Here is a 19,149-nt window from a genome sequence, read left to right as displayed (position 1 = left end):
AATGCTATCCTATCGCCTTATATTGAGATGCAAATGCGTATGCGGACTCAGACATAGGAGACTTGAGTTCCCAAACAATCTGAATAGGCCGTGATCCCTCCATCGATACTAGTTCGACTTCTCCAAGATAAACATATCCCATGGTGGCTTTGGTTTCGGGGTGGGTGGATTGCTGGCGCACAAAAAGGAGCTGGTGATTCGTTCTGTTGCGGTAATTCTCTGCTGTCGGCGATGTGCTGGATACAGTGCTTTGGGTTTCCCAATGGAAACGTTTCTTGCCCATTGCGAAATCCTTGTAATCAGTTGTTGAACCCTCTTCACGTTTCTTGATCACATCTACAAACATTGCTTCAAGATTGATTCCCCAGATTCTTTCAACACCTTCACGAGCAGATGATTTCTTATAAAATGTTGATAAGCCAAGGGCTGATTGTATCTGGGCCTTTGTATAGACACCGTGAAGTTTCAGCGGATTCCAACCGGAATATATGCTATTGTCAGTCTTTTCTGGCGAAGAGCATCTTTCTCTTAAAATGTATAGCACTTCTTTCACTTCGCTTATAAACAGGTTGTCCTGGGCTAAACTATCGAACATGTCCTGAATTGAATCGAATGCTCCAGCGGTATCGAACAAGTCATAATAGAACATCGTAGCATACCTCATTTCGGTATCAGAGAAGCTCGATACTTCGACTTTAAAACCTGAATCCACGAAAGATATCAGTTTGCTGAAGTAACTGAAGGAATCTGTTGCCATCCATTTTTTACTTACTGCAAATTTAATGGCTGCCACATTTGGCGACAACTCGGATTGGACGCCAGCGGCTGAGCAGAATTCACCCCAGGTCATAACATTATATATCTTGTGGAGAGGAATATGGGTGTAATTCAAGAAAGATGATAAAGAGAAGCCTATAGGATTAGCTTTCCTGAAAGTTGCTACTTCCTGAATGATCTTGTCCTTTCTCATGCTTCTGATGAAGCCTTCGATATTGGCAAGTATTTCTTCCTGGGCCTTCTTTTCCAGTGTGATTTTACAACCAAACGGAGCATTGGTAAATCCGCCCTTTATTTCTTCAATGATGTTACGTGAATGGCGTCCTATCAGGGCTTCAAACCTGTCTTTGTAATTGAACTCTGTTCTGGAATGACCAACAAAATCAAGAACAGTAAGATGATCCTTATTTTTATGTTTACGTAGCCCACGACCGAACTGCTGCAAAAACACAGTACAGCTTTCGGTAGGGCGTAAGAACAGAATGGTGTCAATCTCCGGAATATCTACACCTTCATTGAAAAGGTCTACAACAAATAGGTAGTTGATCTGTCCTAAGCGTAAACGTTTCTGGACAACATTTCGGTGTGTGTCTGAATCATCGCTGGTAAGCATGTCGGAACGAAGACCAGAAAGTGTGAACTTTGCGTTCATATAACGGGCGTGATCCTTATTGACACAGAAACACAGAGCCTTAACCTTGTGAAGGTTATTATTCCCGATATACTCCTGCATTTTCTTCAGAATAAGACCTGTACGGTAATCATTACTGGTATATATCTTTGTCAGCTCAGACGGATCATATCCATGACCGCTCCATTTAACTTCTGTGAGTTCAATATTATCTGGTATTCCATAATAGTGGAATGGGGCTAGCAGACCAGCATTCAAAGCGGCTGGAAGGCGTATTTCTGCCGAAATGTGTCCATCAAAGAATACGGTGATATCCTCTTCTGAATTGGTTCTTTCGGGAGTTGCGGTAAGACCAAGCAGAATCTCCGGTTTGAAGTAAGTCATCAGTTTCACATAGGTAGGTGCAACTATATGATGAACCTCGTCGACAATGACATATTGGTAATAGTCTGCAGAAAGATTTAGACTGTCTAGTCTATTCCTCAACGTGTCTTTACTGGCAAAAACATGTTGGTAGCTTTGAGGCTCGTTTTCACCATCCCATAAGTCTCCGAAATTGGGGTCCCCAAGAACTATGCTGAATGTTTTCATCGCCTGTTTCAAAATCTCCTGTCTATGGGCAATAAATAGCAAATGACAGTCTGGGTGCTGTTCTTTATACCTCATGAAATCAAAAGCAGCAATAACAGTCTTGCCTGTTCCTGTTGCCGCAACAACAAGATTTCGGAAATGTCCGTGAACATTTCTTTCTACATCCAGCTTTTCAAGTATCTCCTGCTGATAGTCTTTTGCCCGCATTAAATCCAGGGCAGAGAAATCAAGTAGCGGATCGTCCCATGTAGCACCAAGAGCTTTCTTTAAACGCTCATCGCTGATGCCTGGAATAAAATCTTCGAAGGTCTCGTCATTCCAGTAGCTCTCAAATGAGTTTCTTACAGACTCAATGATATGTGGCAGTTCGAATTGAGTTGCTTTAAAATTCCATTCTTTACCATCTTTAAGTGCATACGAAGAAAGATTGCTGGAGCCGATGTACGCTGAATGGAAACCCGAATTCCTTAGGAAGATATATGACTTTGCATGAAGTCGGTCCTGGGTCCCATCATATGTAATCTTAATCTCGGTATTTGGCAGGTAAGCTAATCTAGATATTGCTTCATATTCTGTTGCACCTGTATAAGTTGTTGTGATTATTCTCAGTTTTTTGCCTTCTGAAGTGAATCGCTGCAAACTTTTCCAGAGAAGATTAAGACCACTGACTTTTATAAATGAGATAACCCAGCAGATTTCATCAGAGCATAGGATCTCCCTGTTGAGTTCGCTTTGCATATCTGTTGGACCTTTACCGCCAAAGAACAGAGCACTTCTGCTCAGTGTCGTCTCCGGTGTAATATCTTTGATGTATTGCTCTATGTCGGGGTAATCGCATCTGGTCTTGTCGACAACTGCTGTAAGGATTGACCTTCCGGCATCAATAAGGTTCTCCTGACTATCTTCTATGTTGAAGTCGCGCCCCAAATTAATTATTATATCATTGACAAATCGAGAACACTTGTCAGAGTCCTCCTCTTCATTGATGTTTGCAAAAGCAATCTCCAGTAGATGCTGAAGGTATTTGCAGAGCAGATTGATTGCGTCAATCTTACTGATTGACTTTGTGCCTACGAAAAACTGGCAGGTATCAATGCTATCTAGCTTGACTCGAATTAAGTTGTTGACTATCTGCTCGTATACTCCTATAGAAAGACTCATGCTTTATCGTTTGTATATTTATAGAAAAGATGGTATTAGCTTTTACACTACACAAAAATACTCAATTAATAGAATTGACGTTATGAGAACTATGTTAAATGCTAAAATATTAGTCATTCTTCTACTAAAAATAAAAGGCGTCCATAATGAACGCCTTTTTAATCGATTATAATCATTTTAAATAAAACAATAAGCTATTTATTTACCTATACAGAACTTGGCGAAGATGTTACCTAATATTTCGTCGTTGCTGATTTGTCCGGTTATTTCGCCTAGGTAGTGCATGCATTCGCGGATGTCCTGAGCCAGGAAGTCGCTGCTTATGCCATTATCCATGCCGGATATTACGCGCTGGATGGCTTCCAGTGCGCGGGTAAGGGCTTCGTAATGACGGATATTGGTTACGATTACGTCGTTTTGTCCTACTTCGGGCAGGTTGGCTGCTTCCACCAGTTTGGTCTGCAGACGGTCTGTATTGTTCTTGAACTTAGCCGAGATGGTGATCTTTTCGGCCTGCACTTTGTCCAGCAGGCTCTGCTTGGCGGCTACCTCCTGCGGGGTGAGCAGGTCGGCTTTATTGAATACTAGTATTACCTTCTTTCCGCTCAGCTTGGGTTCGATAAGGTGCGCCAGGGTTTCGATAAGGGCATCGGGACTGGTTAAGTCGATCACCCACAACACAAGGGTTGCCTGTTCCATCTTCTGGTAGGTGCGTTCGATACCCAGACTTTCGATCGTATCGCTGGTTTCGCGGATTCCGGCGGTATCGATAAACCGGAACGTGATGCCGTTCAGGTTGATGGTATCTTCTATCACATCGCGCGTGGTTCCGTGAATATCGGATACGATGGCCTTTTCTTCGTTGAGCAGCAGGTTGAGCAGGGTGGATTTGCCGGCATTGGTTTCGCCGATTATCGCCACAGGGATACCGTTCTTTATGGCATTACCGACCCTAAAGGAGTCGGCCAGTCCGCCGATTACTTTTTTAATTGTATCGGCCAGATTATACAGGTTGGAGCGGTCTGCAAACTCCACATCCTCTTCACTGAAGTCCAGCTCCAGTTCGATAAGGGAGGCAAAGTCGAGCAGCTGGGTGCGAAGTTTGTACAGCTCGTTGCTGAATCCGCCACGCATCTGACTCAAAGCGAGCTTATGGGTTCCCGCAGAGGTGGATGCAATAAGGTCGGCCACAGCTTCGGCCTGACTTAAGTCCATCTTGCCGTTCAGGAAGGCACGTTGGGTGAATTCGCCGGGTAAAGCCGACCGGCAACCTTGTTTGATAAGGAGTTCGAGTATCTGTTGTTGTATGAATACCGATCCGTGACAGGTAATTTCGACCGTGTCTTCGCCGGTAAAGGAATGGGGTTCACGGAAAAGGGATACCAGCACCTCGTCCACCAGCTGATCTCCGCATACGATGTTCCCGAAAGTGATGGTATAGGCTTTCTGGGTAAGCAGACTCTTGCCGGATTTCATGGGGGCATATATGGCATGCACCGACTGAATGGCATCGGGACCGGATACACGGATAATGGCTACACCGCCTGTTCCGGGGGCGGTAGATACGGCACATATGGTGTCTTGATGGATGGTACTCATAGCTATTGGATACGTTGTTTTGATGTTTAAAGATTATACGGTGATTAATTCGTACTGCATGGTACCGATTCCCAGCTTTTCGGCATGTTCGAGGCCGGCGCGCCAGTTGGTGTCCGGGTGCATGTGATGAAATTTATCTTCGCCTTCGAGGTGCTCGTGGGGGTGTTTGTCGGCCAACCGGTTATTGGGCAGAATTGGTGCATTGGTTACCATATCCACACAGGCCTTGTCTAAAGCCACCGGGTCGAAAGAGGCGGCTATACCCAGGTCGGGTATCACAGCTGCATCGTTGGTGTGCCAGCAATCGCACTCGGGAGAAACGTTCATGATAAAGCTTACATGGAAATGGGGCTTGTCTTTAAGTACTGCCTGGGTATATTCGGCAATCTTGCAGTTCATGTTTTCGGAGGTATCTCCTGCCCCCATTACTGCACCGTCGTACTGGCAGAGTGCCACACATTGTCCGCATCCCACACACTTCGCGTAATCGATTTCCGCTTTGCGTGTGCTGTTAAGATGGATTGCATCGTGGGCACAGTTTTTTACGCAGATGTTACATCCTGTACACTGCTCGGTATCTATCTGGGGCTGAGATGCTGCGTGTAGTTCCATTTTTCCGCCTCTGCTGGCGCATCCCATACCAAGGTTTTTCAATACGCCTCCAAATCCGGCTTGTTCGTGTCCTTTAAAATGGGTCATGGACACAATGATATCGGCATCGGCTATGGCGCTTCCTATCTTGGGTGCTTTGCAGTATGCTCCGTTTACCTCAATCTCGCGGTAGTCGGTTCCCTTCAGTCCGTCGCCGATTATCACATCGCATTGTGCCGAGATGGGGTTGTAACCATTTTCCATGGCACTACGCAGGTGATCTACCGCGTTGGCCCGTCTGCCTGAATAAAGCGTGTTACAGTCGGTAAGAAACGGTCTGGCTCCGAACGAGCGTAAAAGGTTTGCCATGCGGGCCGCATAATTGGGACGAATATAAGCCAGGTTACCGGGTTCGCCAAAATGTATCTTTATGGCCACAAATTGTTTTTCGAAATTGATTCCGGCAATACCGGCCCTTTTTACCACGCGTTCCATCTTATCGAGCAGATTGCACGATGCATTGGTACGCAAATTTGTAAAATATACTTTTGATGGTTCCATGGAATAATGCTTATTTATATACAAAGATAGTGGTTCTGATGGAATGAACGAATAAGATTGACAAAAGATGGACGTATACAAATGTAAAAAGGCGCGGCTCCTTTCGGTCCGCGCCCTTTGTATGAGAATTGGATCGAAATTATTCGCCCAACAGAATTTCGAGGATCTGAACCGCAGCTTTAGCTACAGACGTACCCGGACCAAAGATTGCTGCTACGCCGGCCTTATAAAGGTAGTCGTAGTCTTGGGCAGGAATAACACCACCGGCAATAACGATGATATCTTCGCGACCCAGCTTCTTCAGCTCTTCAATAACCTGCGGTACCAATGTTTTGTGACCGGCAGCCAGTGAAGATACACCCATGATGTGTACGTCGTTTTCAACAGCCTGACGGGCAGCTTCGGCCGGAGTCTGGAACAATGGTCCCATGTCTACGTCGAATCCACAGTCGGCATACCCGGTTGCAACCACTTTCGCACCACGGTCGTGACCGTCCTGACCCATCTTGGCAATCATGATACGAGGCTGACGACCTTCTTTCTTAGCAAATGCTTCTGCCAGTTCGCAAGCTTTTACGAAGTCGGCATCTTTCTTTGTTTCTGATGAATACACGCCTGATATAGTTCTGATAATTGCTTTATAACGTCCTGAAACAGCTTCGCATGCATCGGAGATTTCTCCCAAAGTAGCACGTAAACCTGCTGCCTTAACAGCAAGCTCGAGCAGGTTACCCTGTTTAGTTCTTGCACACTCTGTAATGGCTTCCAAAGCTTCCTTAACGGCAGCTTCGTCGCGGTTGGCTTTCAACTCATTCAAACGTTCGATCTGCTCCAAACGTACAGCTGTATTGTCGATTTCGAGAATATCGATAGGATCTTCCTTCTCGAGACGGTATTTGTTAACACCTACGATCGTTTGATTCTTTGAGTCGATACGAGCCTGCGTACGGGCTGCAGCTTCTTCGATACGTAGTTTTGGTAAACCTGTTTCGATAGCTTTTGCCATACCACCCATGCTTTCGATTTCCTGAATCAATGCCCAGCCTTTGTGTACCAACTCGTTGGTAAGAGTTTCAACGTAGTAAGATCCGGCCCATGGGTCGATTTCTTTACATACCTGTGTCTCTTCCTGGATATAGATCTGTGTATTACGTGCGATACGTGCAGAGAAATCGGTTGGCAAGGCAATAGCCTCGTCCAATGCGTTGGTGTGCAGAGACTGAGTATGTCCCAATGCGGCAGCCATGGCTTCGATACAGGTACGGCCCACATTGTTGAATGGATCTTGCTCTGTTAACGACCAACCCGATGTCTGACAGTGTGTACGTAGAGCAAGCGACTTTGGATTCTTGGCTCCGAAGCTCTTCACGATCTTTGCCCACAACATACGTGCAGCACGCATCTTGGCGATTTCCATAAAGTGGTTTACACCGATAGCCCAGAAGAACGACAAGCGGGGTGCAAAGGCGTCTACATCGATACCTGCATTGATACCGGCGCGAAGGTATTCCATACCGTCTGCCAATGTATATGCCATTTCGATATCGGCAGTTGCTCCTGCTTCCTGCATGTGGTATCCTGAGATGGAGATAGAGTTGAATTTAGGCATCTTCTGAGATGTGTATTCGAAGATGTCTGCAATAATCTTCATTGAGAATTCGGGTGGGTAGATATAGGTATTACGCACCATGAATTCTTTCAGGATATCGTTCTGGATTGTTCCGGCCATCTCTTCAAGCTTGGCTCCCTGCTCAAGACCTGCATTGATGTAGAATGCCAATACGGGAAGTACGGCTCCGTTCATAGTCATAGAAACAGACATCTTGTTCAAAGGTATACCGTCGAACAATACTTTCATGTTTTCCAATGAACAGATAGATACCCCGGCTTTACCTACGTCGCCTACTACACGTTCGTGGTCGGCATCGTAGCCACGGTGTGTGGCAAGGTCGAATGCAACCGACAAACCTTTCTGACCTGAAGCCAGGTTACGACGGTAAAATGCGTTAGATTCTTCTGCTGTAGAGAATCCGGCATACTGACGGATTGTCCAGGGACGCATAGCGTACATACCGCTATACGGACCGCGAAGGTAGGGAGGAAGACCAGAAGCATAGTTAAGATGTTCCATTCCTTCCAAATCTTCTTTGGTATATACTGATTTTACATCGATATGTTCCGGAGTTTTCCAGCTGGCTTCGATGCCGTTTGCCTGAGCCCATTCGGCAACATTGGTTGTTGCGAATCCGGCTGACTTATAATCTATATTTTTAAAATTTGGTCTCATGATGTTTCTGCTTAAGCGATTCCTAATTTAGCGTTGAATGCCTTTAATGTTTCCAAAACGTTGGAGCGAACATTGATGTACTGGGTGATACCCTGTGCCTTCAGTTCGTCCATACATGCAGGCATACCGGCCACTACAAATTCTGCTCTGCCATTCAATGCTTTGAAGGCGGCAGGAGCCAATTCGGCATACTCGTCGTCGCTTGAGCAAAGAACCACGATCTCGGCTCCGGCGGCAACAGCTGCTTCAACACCTGCTTCCACAGTTTCGAATCCAAGGTTGTCGATCACCTTATATCCTGCACATCCGAAGAAGTTGCAAGAGAACTGCGAACGGGCCAGACGCATTGCCAGATTACCGATGGTAAGCATAAAGGCTTTAGGAGTCTTTCCGCTATTTTCTGTAGCCAGTCTCAAAGCTTCGAATGCAGAAGCTCCTCTTTCGAAGTTAAGCTTTGGCAATGTTTCGTCCGAGTTGCATGCGCAAGGATCGCTTACAGAGGTCTTCACTTCTATTTTAGAAGCAGCCAGTTCTGTAAAGTTAGGGAACTGGTTGGTTCCCAACAACACTTCTTTACGGGTAGCAATAGCTGCCTTGCGTGCATTGGAAGAGGCGTTCACAGCGTTCTGAACATCGCCGGCCATCACTGCTGCAAAGAATCCACCCTTTTCTTCTGTTTCAACAAACAGCTTCCAGGCTACATCTGCAACAGAAACCGTAAGTGTTTCCAGATAGTATGATCCGGCAGAAGGATCCACCACCTTGTCGAGGTGACATTCTTCCTTCAGCAACAATTGCTGGTTACGTGCGATACGTTCTGAGAAATCATCCGGATTTTTAAAGATCTTATCGAAAGGACGAACCGTAATTGAATCGACTCCGGCCAATGCTGCCGACATGGCTTCTGTCTGGGTACGAAGCAAGTTTACGTGAGCATCGTAAACCGTCATATTCCATTCGGAAGTTTGTGCATGGATGTGCATCTTGGCTGCGCAACGACACAGACCGTCCGGTTTGTTGTTAGGACAATCTTCGTGTTGGCATTTAGGTTCGTAAGCTGCTACGATTTCGGCCCACAACCAACGTGCAGCACGGAATTTAGCAATTTCGAGGAAGTAGTTTGATCCTACACCAAAGTTGAATTTAATTTTTTTGGCAACTTCGTCGGCACGACATCCGGCCTCAACCAGCTTGGCCAGCAATTCGTTACCCCAGGCAAGTGCATATCCCAGTTCCTGGGTGATATATGAACCGGCATTGTTGAAGTAGAATGCATTTACAGATAGTACCTTGTAACGAGGCAGGGCTTTACCGGCGTTAAAAACGGCTACGGCATTGGCTACCCAGTTATCATTTGTCTTGCCTTTAACAAGCATCCGCTTGAACGGATCGTAGTTTACAGAACCGTAACATTTCTTAAGGTCTGCATTCTTCGCTTTAAGGTAATCTGCTAAAATGTTGATGAGTTGTTCTGCCTTACGGTGACAGGTTTTGAAGTTCAGCTCTACGCTTTCAGGGCAAATACCATTGAGCAAGGTAGCGATGTTTTCCGCATTAACATCTTCACTCTGAATAACAAAGCCTAAAGAGGTTACCCCCTTATTCAATAAATCAAGTGCTTTTTCGTTGGCTCCCTTAAAACAGGTAACCTCAATGTTCTGGCGCACTTTCCAGTCGTTGTCTTTCTTAGTACCGCGTACGTAAGGAAATTCACCCGGAAGTGATGTTGTTGTCTTTAAACCTTCGATATCTTCCGCCCGATAAAAAGGATTTACATCAAATCCCTCGCCTGTCTTCCATACAAGCTTTTTCTCAAACGGAGCCCCTTTCAAATCTGCCGTGATCTTCGCCATCCACTCTTCAGTAGACACCGGGGCAAATTCTGAGAAAAGTTTTTCTTTTAATTCTGCCATAATATTCGTTGTTTATAAAACTGGTATTAGTAAAATCGTCACTCTATTCTGTTTAAGAACAGCTTGCAAAGGTAAAATAAATAAATAGTAAGAACAAAAAAATTCCGATTGATTCGCTGTTTCTCAATTATATCGTTTCGAAAAGCAAATCAATCGGAATTATGTGCGTCTTAAACGTATCTTCCATGTAAAGAAACAGGCTATTCAGCGCCTTGAAGCTTCTTTATCTCCTCTTCTGCCTGGGCATTAAGGGCAGCCGCTTTCTTTTCGGCCTCGGCTTTCAGTTTGTTGGCTGTAGCCTGTGCTCCGGCTTTAAGTAAAGGGTTCTTGGTTTTTTCAACCAATGCAGCTCCTTGCTTTTCGGCTTCGGCAATCAACTTATCGCCGGCAGCCTTGGCTGTAGCTCTTATTTCTTCTGCCTTGGCTGTGATATTTTCTTTAGCGCTAACCGTTGTTTTAACTCCGGCAGAATCGGTGGTGGTTTTACCCAAAAGCTTATCTGCCAGTCCAGCAACCGCCTGCTTAGCCAAAGCCGATGCGTCGAGCTTTATTTTGGGTGAAGTGAAGGTACCTCCGATAGTTCCCTCCAGACTGGTGATTCCGTTACGGGCAAGCTTTTCCGGAAGGGTTACCTTCAAGGCGTAATCGATGGTTTTATCCAAGCCGGTACTACCCGAAAGATTCAGCTTGGTATCTCCCAGTTCGACGGTAAAAGGCGACGTTTTTACTCTACCGTCTCCAATGCTGAACGGAATGTTCAGGTCTTTGGGCGACAGATTGGCCAAAGCATCGTTCTTCAGGGTGCTTGCCAACAACGATAAGGCCTTTACATCCGATACTTTTACACTGTTTGAGTTCAGCTTTCCTTCGCCGGTAAGCGAACTGAGTATAGGCTCCATATGTTCGGTAAGTGCTGAGTTGAAATTCAGCTTCATGGAGTAGTTACCCTGCATGTTCTCGAAAATAGGAGCCAGAGATTTAGCCATATCCAGTGTTTTAAATGTTTCGCCAAAGGATACGGTCTGCAAATCCAGGCCAAATGCCACTTCCGGCTTTTTGGGATTCAGGGCTTCATAATAGCCGCTCACTCCGATCTTTCCTCCCAAAGCATTTGCCGACAGGTTCTGAATAGTGATTCTGCCATCTTTCACCGTAAGATTTCCCAAAACGTTCTTCATTGATAGCTTGTCGTAGACAATCTCCTTTCCGGATGCCCGCAGACTGAAATCCAGATTTTTAGGAATTTCGAAAGCCAGCATGGGAATAGAATCTGCCGACGCAGCCGTACTGTCTTCCTTCATAAAGTCGTTCACATTTAGGTACGACGAGGTTACTTCAAGATTTCCCTTCAATACGGCGTCTTTCATAAAATAGGGTAACAGATTGGTAAGTTTACCCGTTGCCTGAATATCGTTCTTGCCCACCATCATTGAAAAGGCGGTAAGAGCTACATCTTTAGGGCTAAAGCTCATACGGGCCTCCTTTACTGTAACGTCGGGCATGTCGGTCGATTTATAGTTTATTCCCTTAACCGACAAAGTTCCATCGGCAGTAAATTTATCGTACTGCCCTTTTTCCACATACGACATCCGTCCGGCTGCACGTATGTTAGCATCGATTTCGCCCTGTAGTTCGGTCCCTTTTTCCAACGGATATACTTCACGTACCATACCCAGATTCAGTTTTCCTGTCATGGTTCCCTTTACATCCGGGTCACTCATGGGCGTTGCCACATAAGCTGTGAGATCGAAGGGGTTGCCTCCCATATTGAAATGGAATTTTGAAACATCGACAACGGTGTTATCTAACGATCCTCCTTTGCTGGAGATGTGGGTGTTAACCTGAATATCTGTAACAGATTTAGGCAAAGAGGGATACTGGAACATTCCGTTGTCCACAGCCAGCTTCACATCAAAGGCCGGATAGCTCTCACCTTCCATAGTTCCCTTTACGGAAGCTGCCATGGTTAGATTGCCGGCAGTTTTCATATCCTTAAAGTCCTTCACATAGAGCCCCGGTACAAGTGACAGCAGATCCTTGAAGGCCACCTTTTCTGTGTTCAGCTTCAGATCCATCACCATTTTAGTTGTGTCGGGCATCTGTACCCATCCATCCAGAGAAGCCTCAACATCGTTTAATTTCAATTTGTTGTTTAGAAATGTATAGGTGCTGGTCTTCATATCTGCCTGAATCTCCATATCGCCTTCCAGTCTGGCGTTAAGCAATACAGGAAGATTTCCCATCGTATAGGTGAGCGAAGTGATAATAGATTTGGTTTTTAGAACACTCTTTTCGGCAGAAACATCTCCGTTAAAGTTTCCGTTCCAGTCGGCCAACTCGGCTTTCATACCTCCTTGCTGGTCTATATAGGTAACATAGCCGTTGGCTATTTGGATATCTTCCAACTGTAAGTTGAAGGATGATTCGTCTTGCTCCTGCTCTGTAGAATCAGGAATTGTGATGTCCCAGTTTGCGCGTCCGTCGGACAATACTTTGGCAAGTATCCTGGGCGAAATCAGTTCAATGCGTTTTACATTCACACCTTGATCCGAAAAAAGACTGGTGAGATTTACAGATACCGATATCTCGTCGGCTTTAAGCAAGGTATCTCCTTCAAAGACATCCACACCGGCTACCGAAAGATTTTCGATTGTAGCAGTTACCTTAGGGAAGTTTTTAAAAAAGCTTACACTCAAATCTGAGAAAGCAACCTTGGCCTGCAGGTTCTTATTTGCCTGTTCTTGTATGATTCCGGCTACTTTGCCTTTAAATGCAAACGGAAGAATCAGCAGAATCAACAAAAGAGACAAAATAACAATTCCAGCAATTTTTAAACTCTTTTTCATCTTACATATTATTATAGCATTCGTATAAATGAGTCTGCCTTGCCATTCACTATTACAGGTAGCCTGAATAATCAGGCAAGGCATGTAAACTTACATACATTTTCAATCAGTGATTACAGCAAATATACTATTTTTTTTAAACAATCACTCATTTTTATAATGCAGAAATAAACGTATCAGATAAACTGTCCTTTATTTATTCTTCAACGGGTAGTTTTTGCTACTCTTCGTCTTCTTCTTTATTGCGTAGCTTGTCAGCAATTGCCTTATGTGTTTTGGCAAGTTTCTTTTCGCCCATACCCAGATAGGCTTCGGCGAGGTATTCGTGCGCTGCGGCATGGTTGTGCTTGATTCGAACGGCACGGTCCAGATCGGCAGAAGCTTCCTCGTAGCACATTAGCTGAAGCAGGCATTTCCCTCTGTTATATCGGGTCTTAAATGAATGGGGACTTAGTCTTACGGCTTGATTGAAACAGATTTGTGCTTCGTATAAATCCTCCATATCCATCAAAGTGATGCCTTTCCGAACCCAGGCATCCACATACTCAGGATATAGTTTCAGAGCTTTATCAAACGAACGGATAGCTGCCTGAGGATCATTTGCCTTGGTTATACATTCGTTACCCATCAAATAATACTCGCGGGCATACTCCTTAAGGGTCTCCTTTTGTTCTGTAAGTTGTTTCTTTAGATCCGCCAATTGCTGCTGCTGACTTATAATACAGCTCAGTTTCTTTCGGATAAGTCGCTGAACAAGGGGGTTACCCAACTCATTCCGGCGTATAACAGCTCCCGAAAAAGCCTTTACCGCTTCATCCATCTCCCTTTTATTGAAGGCTCTTGCTGCCTGTTCGTAAAGGCTGTCGGCCTCTCCCTCCTGAAGACTCTTGGCAATAAGTTGTTCATTGTTAAAATTACGACTGAATTCGATAATTTCTCTACGTATAAATACATCGCGGGGAGTTATCTTTCCCTTAAGGACCAATCCTTCCAGCGAAGTACATCTACTCAAGGCTACGTATGTCTGCCCTCCTGCAAATACACCTCCGGTAAGGTCAACCACCACACGGCTGAAGGTTAGACCCTGACTTTTATGTACGGTAATTGCCCAGGCTAAGCGGATTGGGAGCTGAATAAAACTTCCTACAATCTCCTCTTCGATCCGTTTCTCTTTCTCATTGTAAGAATACTTATAGTTTCTCCATGAAGCAGGTTCTACCATGTGTTCACGTCCGTTTTCCAACAACACATAAAGGTTGTCGTTTTCATCAATATGGGAAACAACTCCAATGGTACCATTCACCCACCGCCGGTCCGGATCATTGTCTATGAAGATTACCTGAGCATGTTCTTTTAAAACCAACTTCTTGAGCGTAGGTAAAGATGATTCGGGAAAATCGCCATCAATAATTCCTTCGTATATGCATTCTGTTCCGGGCAGTCCCCGTAATTTCTTCTCATTAATATAATCGACCTGATCCCTGCGGGTACCCAATGTAATGTACATTTCATCATCTGCCGGATTAAATGAGGGATTACAGCGTGCATTTAACACATTCAGTTCGTTGTTGGTAGCTGCATTGTTTCGTATTTTATCCAATACATTGATAAATACCGGATCCGACTGTCTGTACACCTTTTGTAACTCGATGGGAACCAGATTTATCTCTTTAAAAACCCGCGCAGAAAAGAAAAAACTGCTTTCATAGAAACGGCTTAAAATCTCTTTTTGGTCGGATGGCACCACCGGTTCAAGCTGAAAAACATCCCCTACAAAAAGAAGTTGCTTCCCTCCAAATGGCAAACGCATATTTCCCGAAAATACCCTGAGGATACGATCTACACAATCAATAGTATCAACCCGAACCATGGATATTTCATCTATTATAATCAGCTCTACGTCTGCCAATATCTTTCTGTGCTCTTTGCGGTATTTAAAGAAATCGAAGATGCGTCCGTCCTGCAGACTAAGATCCTGATCATCCGGCAACATCGGCCTGAATGGGAGTTTAAAGAAAGAGTGAAGCGTCACCCCTCCGGCATTAATTGCGGCAATACCAGTAGGTGCAAGCACTACATGTTTTTTTTTCGTGTGACTGCATATATATTTCAGGAAGGTTGATTTACCTGTACCGGCTTTTCCAGTAAGAAAAACGGATTGGCGGGTATGGTTAATCAGTTGCAGGGCATTCTGAAATTCAGTATTGTTTGTATCTAATTGTAGCTCCAACGTAGACGGATTTATTTCTGCAAACATACAAATTATTTGGGAGACTCTGCATCCCGGAAAAACCACAATTGAATATCATTGTATTTTTTTTACTCATTTATTTGTTTTATATCATTTTAGTAGTATTTTTGTGATATCATATTGATATCATACAAAATAAGTAATATGTTTATATATCAATTGTTTAACATCTAATAATCAATTCAATGGAATCAAATGAAAAAACTTTCGGGGGACTAAAATTATCAGGCTTCCTAATGCTGTTTATGCTTTTTATCTTACTGGTCTGTTCTGTCTTGTTATTCACTCTGAATATCTGGTGGGGATTTCTATTGGGAATATTGGGGCTTGTTAAATTCTTTATCTGCCTGTTCGGTTTTATGCAAGTAGAACCAAACGATGGAAGAGTGATGGTTTTCTTCGGTAAATACAAAGGTACAATAAAAGAAAATGGCTTTTTTTGGGTAAATCCGTTCTATGAAAAGAAGAAAATAACCTTACGTGCCCGCAACCTGGATGTACCTCCTATTAAGGTTAATGACAAAGTGGGTAATCCTGTAATGATTGGATTAGTGTTGGTGTGGAGGGTGAAAGATACCTATAAAGCTATGTTTGATATAGATTCTTCGTCACTGGCAATGCCCGCTATTAATTCAACCGACAAACAACATCCTTCGGCAGTAAATATCGCAGGAGGAGCACTAATGGGAAGAATGAATAACTTCGAGAAATTTGTTAAAATACAGAGTGACTCGGCTCTTCGTAGTGTGGCTGGTCTTTATGCATACGACAACCAGGAGAATGGCGACGAGGTAACGCTCCGCTCCGGGAATAAATTGGTGAATGAACGGCTGGAAGAGGAACTGACCAACCGCTTATCGATCGCCGGAATGGAAGTTGTGGAGGCTCGCATCAACTATTTAGCTTATGCTTCAGAAATTGCAGGGGTGATGCTTCGCAGACAACAGGCTGATGCCATTATTGCTGCTCGTGAAAAGATTGTGGAAGGAGCTGTTAGCATGGTACATATGGCTTTGGAAAAGCTGGATAAAGAAGGAGTGGTTTCGTTGGATGAAGACAAGAAAGCTGCGATGGTAAGCAATCTACTGGTTGTTTTATGTGCGGACGAAGCAGCCCAACCTGTACTCAATACAGGCACTTTATATCATTAAAAAACTTTTTAGATCAAAAAGAAATAATTGACCATGTCCAAAAAAGAATCAACAACAAAAAGCTTTATCTTGCGCATTGATCCAGAGATGATGGAAGCGATTGAAACGTGGGCTGCGGATGAATTCCGCAGCACAAACGGACAGATTCTTTACATTTTGGACCAAGCCCTCAGGAAAGCGGGAAGAGTCAAAAAGAAATAAACATATTAAATATGAAAACCGCAATTTTATATCTGTCCAAACATGGAACCACCGAAAAGGTAGCCCGGATTATTGGAGATAAGCTTGAAGAAAAAGATGCAGAGCTTATTAATCTTGAAAAAGTACAACCGTCTTTGGATCAATACGATAGGATTATTATTGGAGGATCTGTCTACGCAGGTACTGTAAACAAGAAGCTAACCTCCTATTGCATTGAGAATGAAACATTATTAGCACAAAAGCAATTGGGTCTGTTTGTATGCGGAATGGAACCTGACCCGGATAAACAGCAGACCGAGCTGGAGACGGCCTTCCCCAAATCGCTTCAAGGTAAAGCAAAAGCTACCGGATTTATGGGTGGCGAATTTATTCTTGAAAAAATGAACTTTATGGAACGATTTATCGTGAAGAAAATTGCACACACCAAAGTAAGCTCTTCCAATATACACGAAGAGACTATAAATCTGTTTGTTGAAAAATTGAAAGAATAGATTATCTTGAAATAAACATCCAGGCATCTTTATATGCCCCGGACTCTCTCAGGCTGGACAAGTATTGTTCGGCCTGCTCTCTTTCTGTAAATCTGGCAGCGTAAACCCTGATTTTCCCATCACGTTCTACAATTCCCGCCTGAGTGTACTGATGTCTGTCCATACGTGAAATATACTTATCAGCCTGACTCATAGTTGGAAGGCTTGCAACAACAATATGATAATATTTTATATTTCCAGCTGTTTGAGAAACAGCTGGAGGAGTTACTTCCATTTTAGCTTTCAATGCAACTTCGGCGATTTCTTTATCTGAGGCTTCCAAGACATTAATTTCTATCGGCCCATTTGCTTCAAAACGGTCTGTTTCTCCAGTATTCATAGGGTTATAGACATCCGTTCCAGCAGCCACTTCATCGGATTTAACTTCATTCGTGTTACTTGCGTCAACAGAGAAAGAGATTGCAGTTGCAGGAATAAAACTAGCTGTGTAAGAAGACTGGCTTACCTTTTTTACCGGAGTAGAAATAAGCAACAACAGGGTTATTGCTGCAGCTGAAGTAATTACAGTACGCAAAAAAGCCGTGTTTACCGGAATATAAAAAATATCTTTTCTTTTAGCGCGTCTTTCTTCTCCGTCGGATTCCTTTTCCATCCTGTTAGTAAGCGATTCGAGGGTCGGGAAACTGAAAGCCTCCAGTCCATAGGTAGAAAGATTGAAACGGGAAGTAGATAGAGGTGTAAAAATTACTTTTCCCTCTTCGTTGGCACAAAAAGAGCCAATCGAACCCAAAGAAATTCTATTTTTATTTCGTAATGCCTCTTTTAACCATTCCGTATCTTCTTCAAGCATCCGCTGGGCCAGACTAAAATCTGCATTATAGAGTTTCATATAAGATTCAATCAGAAGTCCGTCGTTATGGCACAGTGTAGGATTAAATACAATCTCTTTTCCGGATGGACTAAAAGAATGATCAACAGGATTATAGCTTGCAGGATAGTTCTGTAAAACAAAACCACCCACCTTTGGAATGATTACACAATCGTGCATCAGCAATAACCTCTCTATATGACTCATTAATCGTTGCATATTGCAAAGTTATATTTTTTTATTATATTCTGTACATCTGCACCTGGATTTATTCTACCTTTGTAAAGAAAAATTAAATTCATGTTTGCAGCACACACATATTCTTTTGTTGCCGGATGGCTTGCCGATCGGTTTCTGGGTGATCCGCCTCACTGGCCGCATCCTATTGTATGGTTTGGAAATGTCATTTCGGCTGGCGAAAAAAAATTGAATAAAGGAGATAATCGTGGACAAAAAGGAACTTTTCTGGCATTCGGTCTCATCATCGGCATATTTGGTATCTGTTACTCTTTTTTAAGGTTCGCCAAGGATATTCACCCCTGGATTGAATACAGTTTTATAGCCATCGGAGTTTTTTATTGTCTGGCTGGCAACACACTGATTAAAGAGGTAAAGATGGTTTTCGAGGCAGTTGACCGGAGTACGGAAGAGGGTCGGAAGCAGTTATCCCGCATTGTTGGCAGAGATACTTCAGCCCTTTCGCCACAGGAAATAAGAACAGCCGCACTTGAAACATTGGCAGAAAATCTGAGTGATGGAGTTATCGCTCCCATGTTCTGGTTCTCTCTGTTGGGACTTCCGGGTATGATGGCCTATAAAATGATAAATACACTGGATTCAATGATAGGCTATAAAAACGAACGATACCGAGATTTTGGACGTGCTGCAGCTAAGATTGATGATCTGGCCAACTACATTCCAGCTCGTATTACAGCTTATTTGATGCTTTTGGTTTCAGGAACGTGGCACAGACGGGATTTTATAACCAGATTTGGCCGTTGCCATACCAGTCCGAATTCCGGATATCCAGAAGCAGCACTGGCTGCCATTTTAGATTGCCGCTTTGGCGGTGCGCATGTTTATTTCGGTGAGGTTGTAGAGAAGCCTTATATCGGAACAAATGAACGTAATTTCAATACAGACGACGTTCTCCGTGCCATTCGGGTTAACAACAATACCGAATTGATAATGGGAATATTTATAATCCTTTTGTTGCATTAATTCATTAAA

12 protein-coding genes are annotated in these 19,149 nt (G+C 43.8%); 4 read left to right on the top strand and 8 right to left on the bottom strand.

Features of this window, described 5'->3' with window-relative positions:
* Positions 1–4 precede the first annotated feature (4 nt).
* The 7 genes from F5613_RS06395 to F5613_RS06365 all read right to left on the bottom strand — a co-directional run bounded on the left by F5613_RS06395 (position 5) and on the right by F5613_RS06365 (position 15,187).
* On the bottom strand, positions 5–3,160 hold the full coding sequence (locus F5613_RS06395) for a DUF3427 domain-containing protein (protein WP_179399139.1): 3,156 nt from the start codon (positions 3,158–3,160) through the stop codon (positions 5–7).
* 198 nt (positions 3,161–3,358) lie between these two features.
* On the bottom strand, positions 3,359–4,750 hold the full coding sequence (gene mnmE, locus F5613_RS06390) for a tRNA uridine-5-carboxymethylaminomethyl(34) synthesis GTPase MnmE (protein ID WP_179399543.1): 1,392 nt from the start codon (positions 4,748–4,750) through the stop codon (positions 3,359–3,361).
* A gap of 42 nt (positions 4,751–4,792) precedes the next feature.
* Positions 4,793–5,911 carry a DUF362 domain-containing protein gene (locus F5613_RS06385; protein WP_179399138.1) on the bottom strand — a complete coding sequence of 373 codons (1,119 nt, stop codon included), beginning with the start codon at positions 5,909–5,911 and terminating at the stop codon, positions 4,793–4,795.
* 139 nt (positions 5,912–6,050) lie between these two features.
* Positions 6,051–8,198: a methylmalonyl-CoA mutase gene (scpA, locus tag F5613_RS06380; RefSeq protein ID WP_068185863.1), complete on the bottom strand. Its 2,148-nt coding sequence runs from the start codon at positions 8,196–8,198 to the stop codon at positions 6,051–6,053.
* Between the two features lie 11 nt (positions 8,199–8,209).
* Positions 8,210–10,111, bottom strand: coding sequence for a methylmalonyl-CoA mutase small subunit (mutA, locus tag F5613_RS06375; RefSeq protein ID WP_179399137.1), 1,902 nt, complete (start codon positions 10,109–10,111; stop codon positions 8,210–8,212).
* A gap of 200 nt (positions 10,112–10,311) precedes the next feature.
* Positions 10,312–12,957, bottom strand: coding sequence for an AsmA-like C-terminal region-containing protein (locus F5613_RS06370; protein WP_179399136.1), 2,646 nt, complete (start codon positions 12,955–12,957; stop codon positions 10,312–10,314).
* 220 nt (positions 12,958–13,177) lie between these two features.
* Positions 13,178–15,187 carry an AAA family ATPase gene (locus F5613_RS06365; protein ID WP_179399542.1) on the bottom strand — a complete coding sequence of 670 codons (2,010 nt, stop codon included), beginning with the start codon at positions 15,185–15,187 and terminating at the stop codon, positions 13,178–13,180.
* Positions 15,188–15,393: 206 nt separating this feature from the next.
* Here F5613_RS06365 and F5613_RS06360 point away from each other — a divergent pair, with 206 nt between their 5' ends.
* From F5613_RS06360 to F5613_RS06350, 3 genes are read left to right on the top strand one after another with little or no spacing between them, the layout of a single operon-like run.
* Entirely contained in the window at positions 15,394–16,359 is a 966-nt protein-coding gene (locus F5613_RS06360; RefSeq protein WP_179399135.1) for an SPFH domain-containing protein, read from the top strand.
* A gap of 33 nt (positions 16,360–16,392) precedes the next feature.
* Positions 16,393–16,560: an Arc family DNA-binding protein gene (locus F5613_RS06355; protein WP_079682847.1), complete on the top strand. Its 168-nt coding sequence runs from the start codon at positions 16,393–16,395 to the stop codon at positions 16,558–16,560.
* Between the two features lie 11 nt (positions 16,561–16,571).
* Positions 16,572–17,051, top strand: a complete 480-nt coding sequence (locus F5613_RS06350; RefSeq protein ID WP_179399134.1) for a flavodoxin domain-containing protein — start codon at positions 16,572–16,574, stop codon at positions 17,049–17,051.
* A gap of 1 nt (position 17,052) precedes the next feature.
* On the opposite strand, the gene F5613_RS06345 is transcribed toward F5613_RS06350, so the two are convergent.
* Positions 17,053–18,138 carry an HU domain-containing protein gene (locus F5613_RS06345; protein WP_179399133.1) on the bottom strand — a complete coding sequence of 362 codons (1,086 nt, stop codon included), beginning with the start codon at positions 18,136–18,138 and terminating at the stop codon, positions 17,053–17,055.
* Positions 18,139–18,219: 81 nt separating this feature from the next.
* On the opposite strand from F5613_RS06345, the gene cbiB reads away from it, so the two are divergent.
* Positions 18,220–19,140, top strand: coding sequence for an adenosylcobinamide-phosphate synthase CbiB (gene cbiB / locus F5613_RS06340; protein ID WP_179399132.1), 921 nt, complete (start codon positions 18,220–18,222; stop codon positions 19,138–19,140).
* Positions 19,141–19,149: the final 9 nt, after the last annotated feature.

Source organism: Macellibacteroides fermentans, assembly GCF_013409575.1.
GTDB lineage: Bacteria > Bacteroidota > Bacteroidia > Bacteroidales > Tannerellaceae > Macellibacteroides > Macellibacteroides fermentans.
This window is presented reverse-complemented; position numbering and strand designations above follow the sequence as displayed.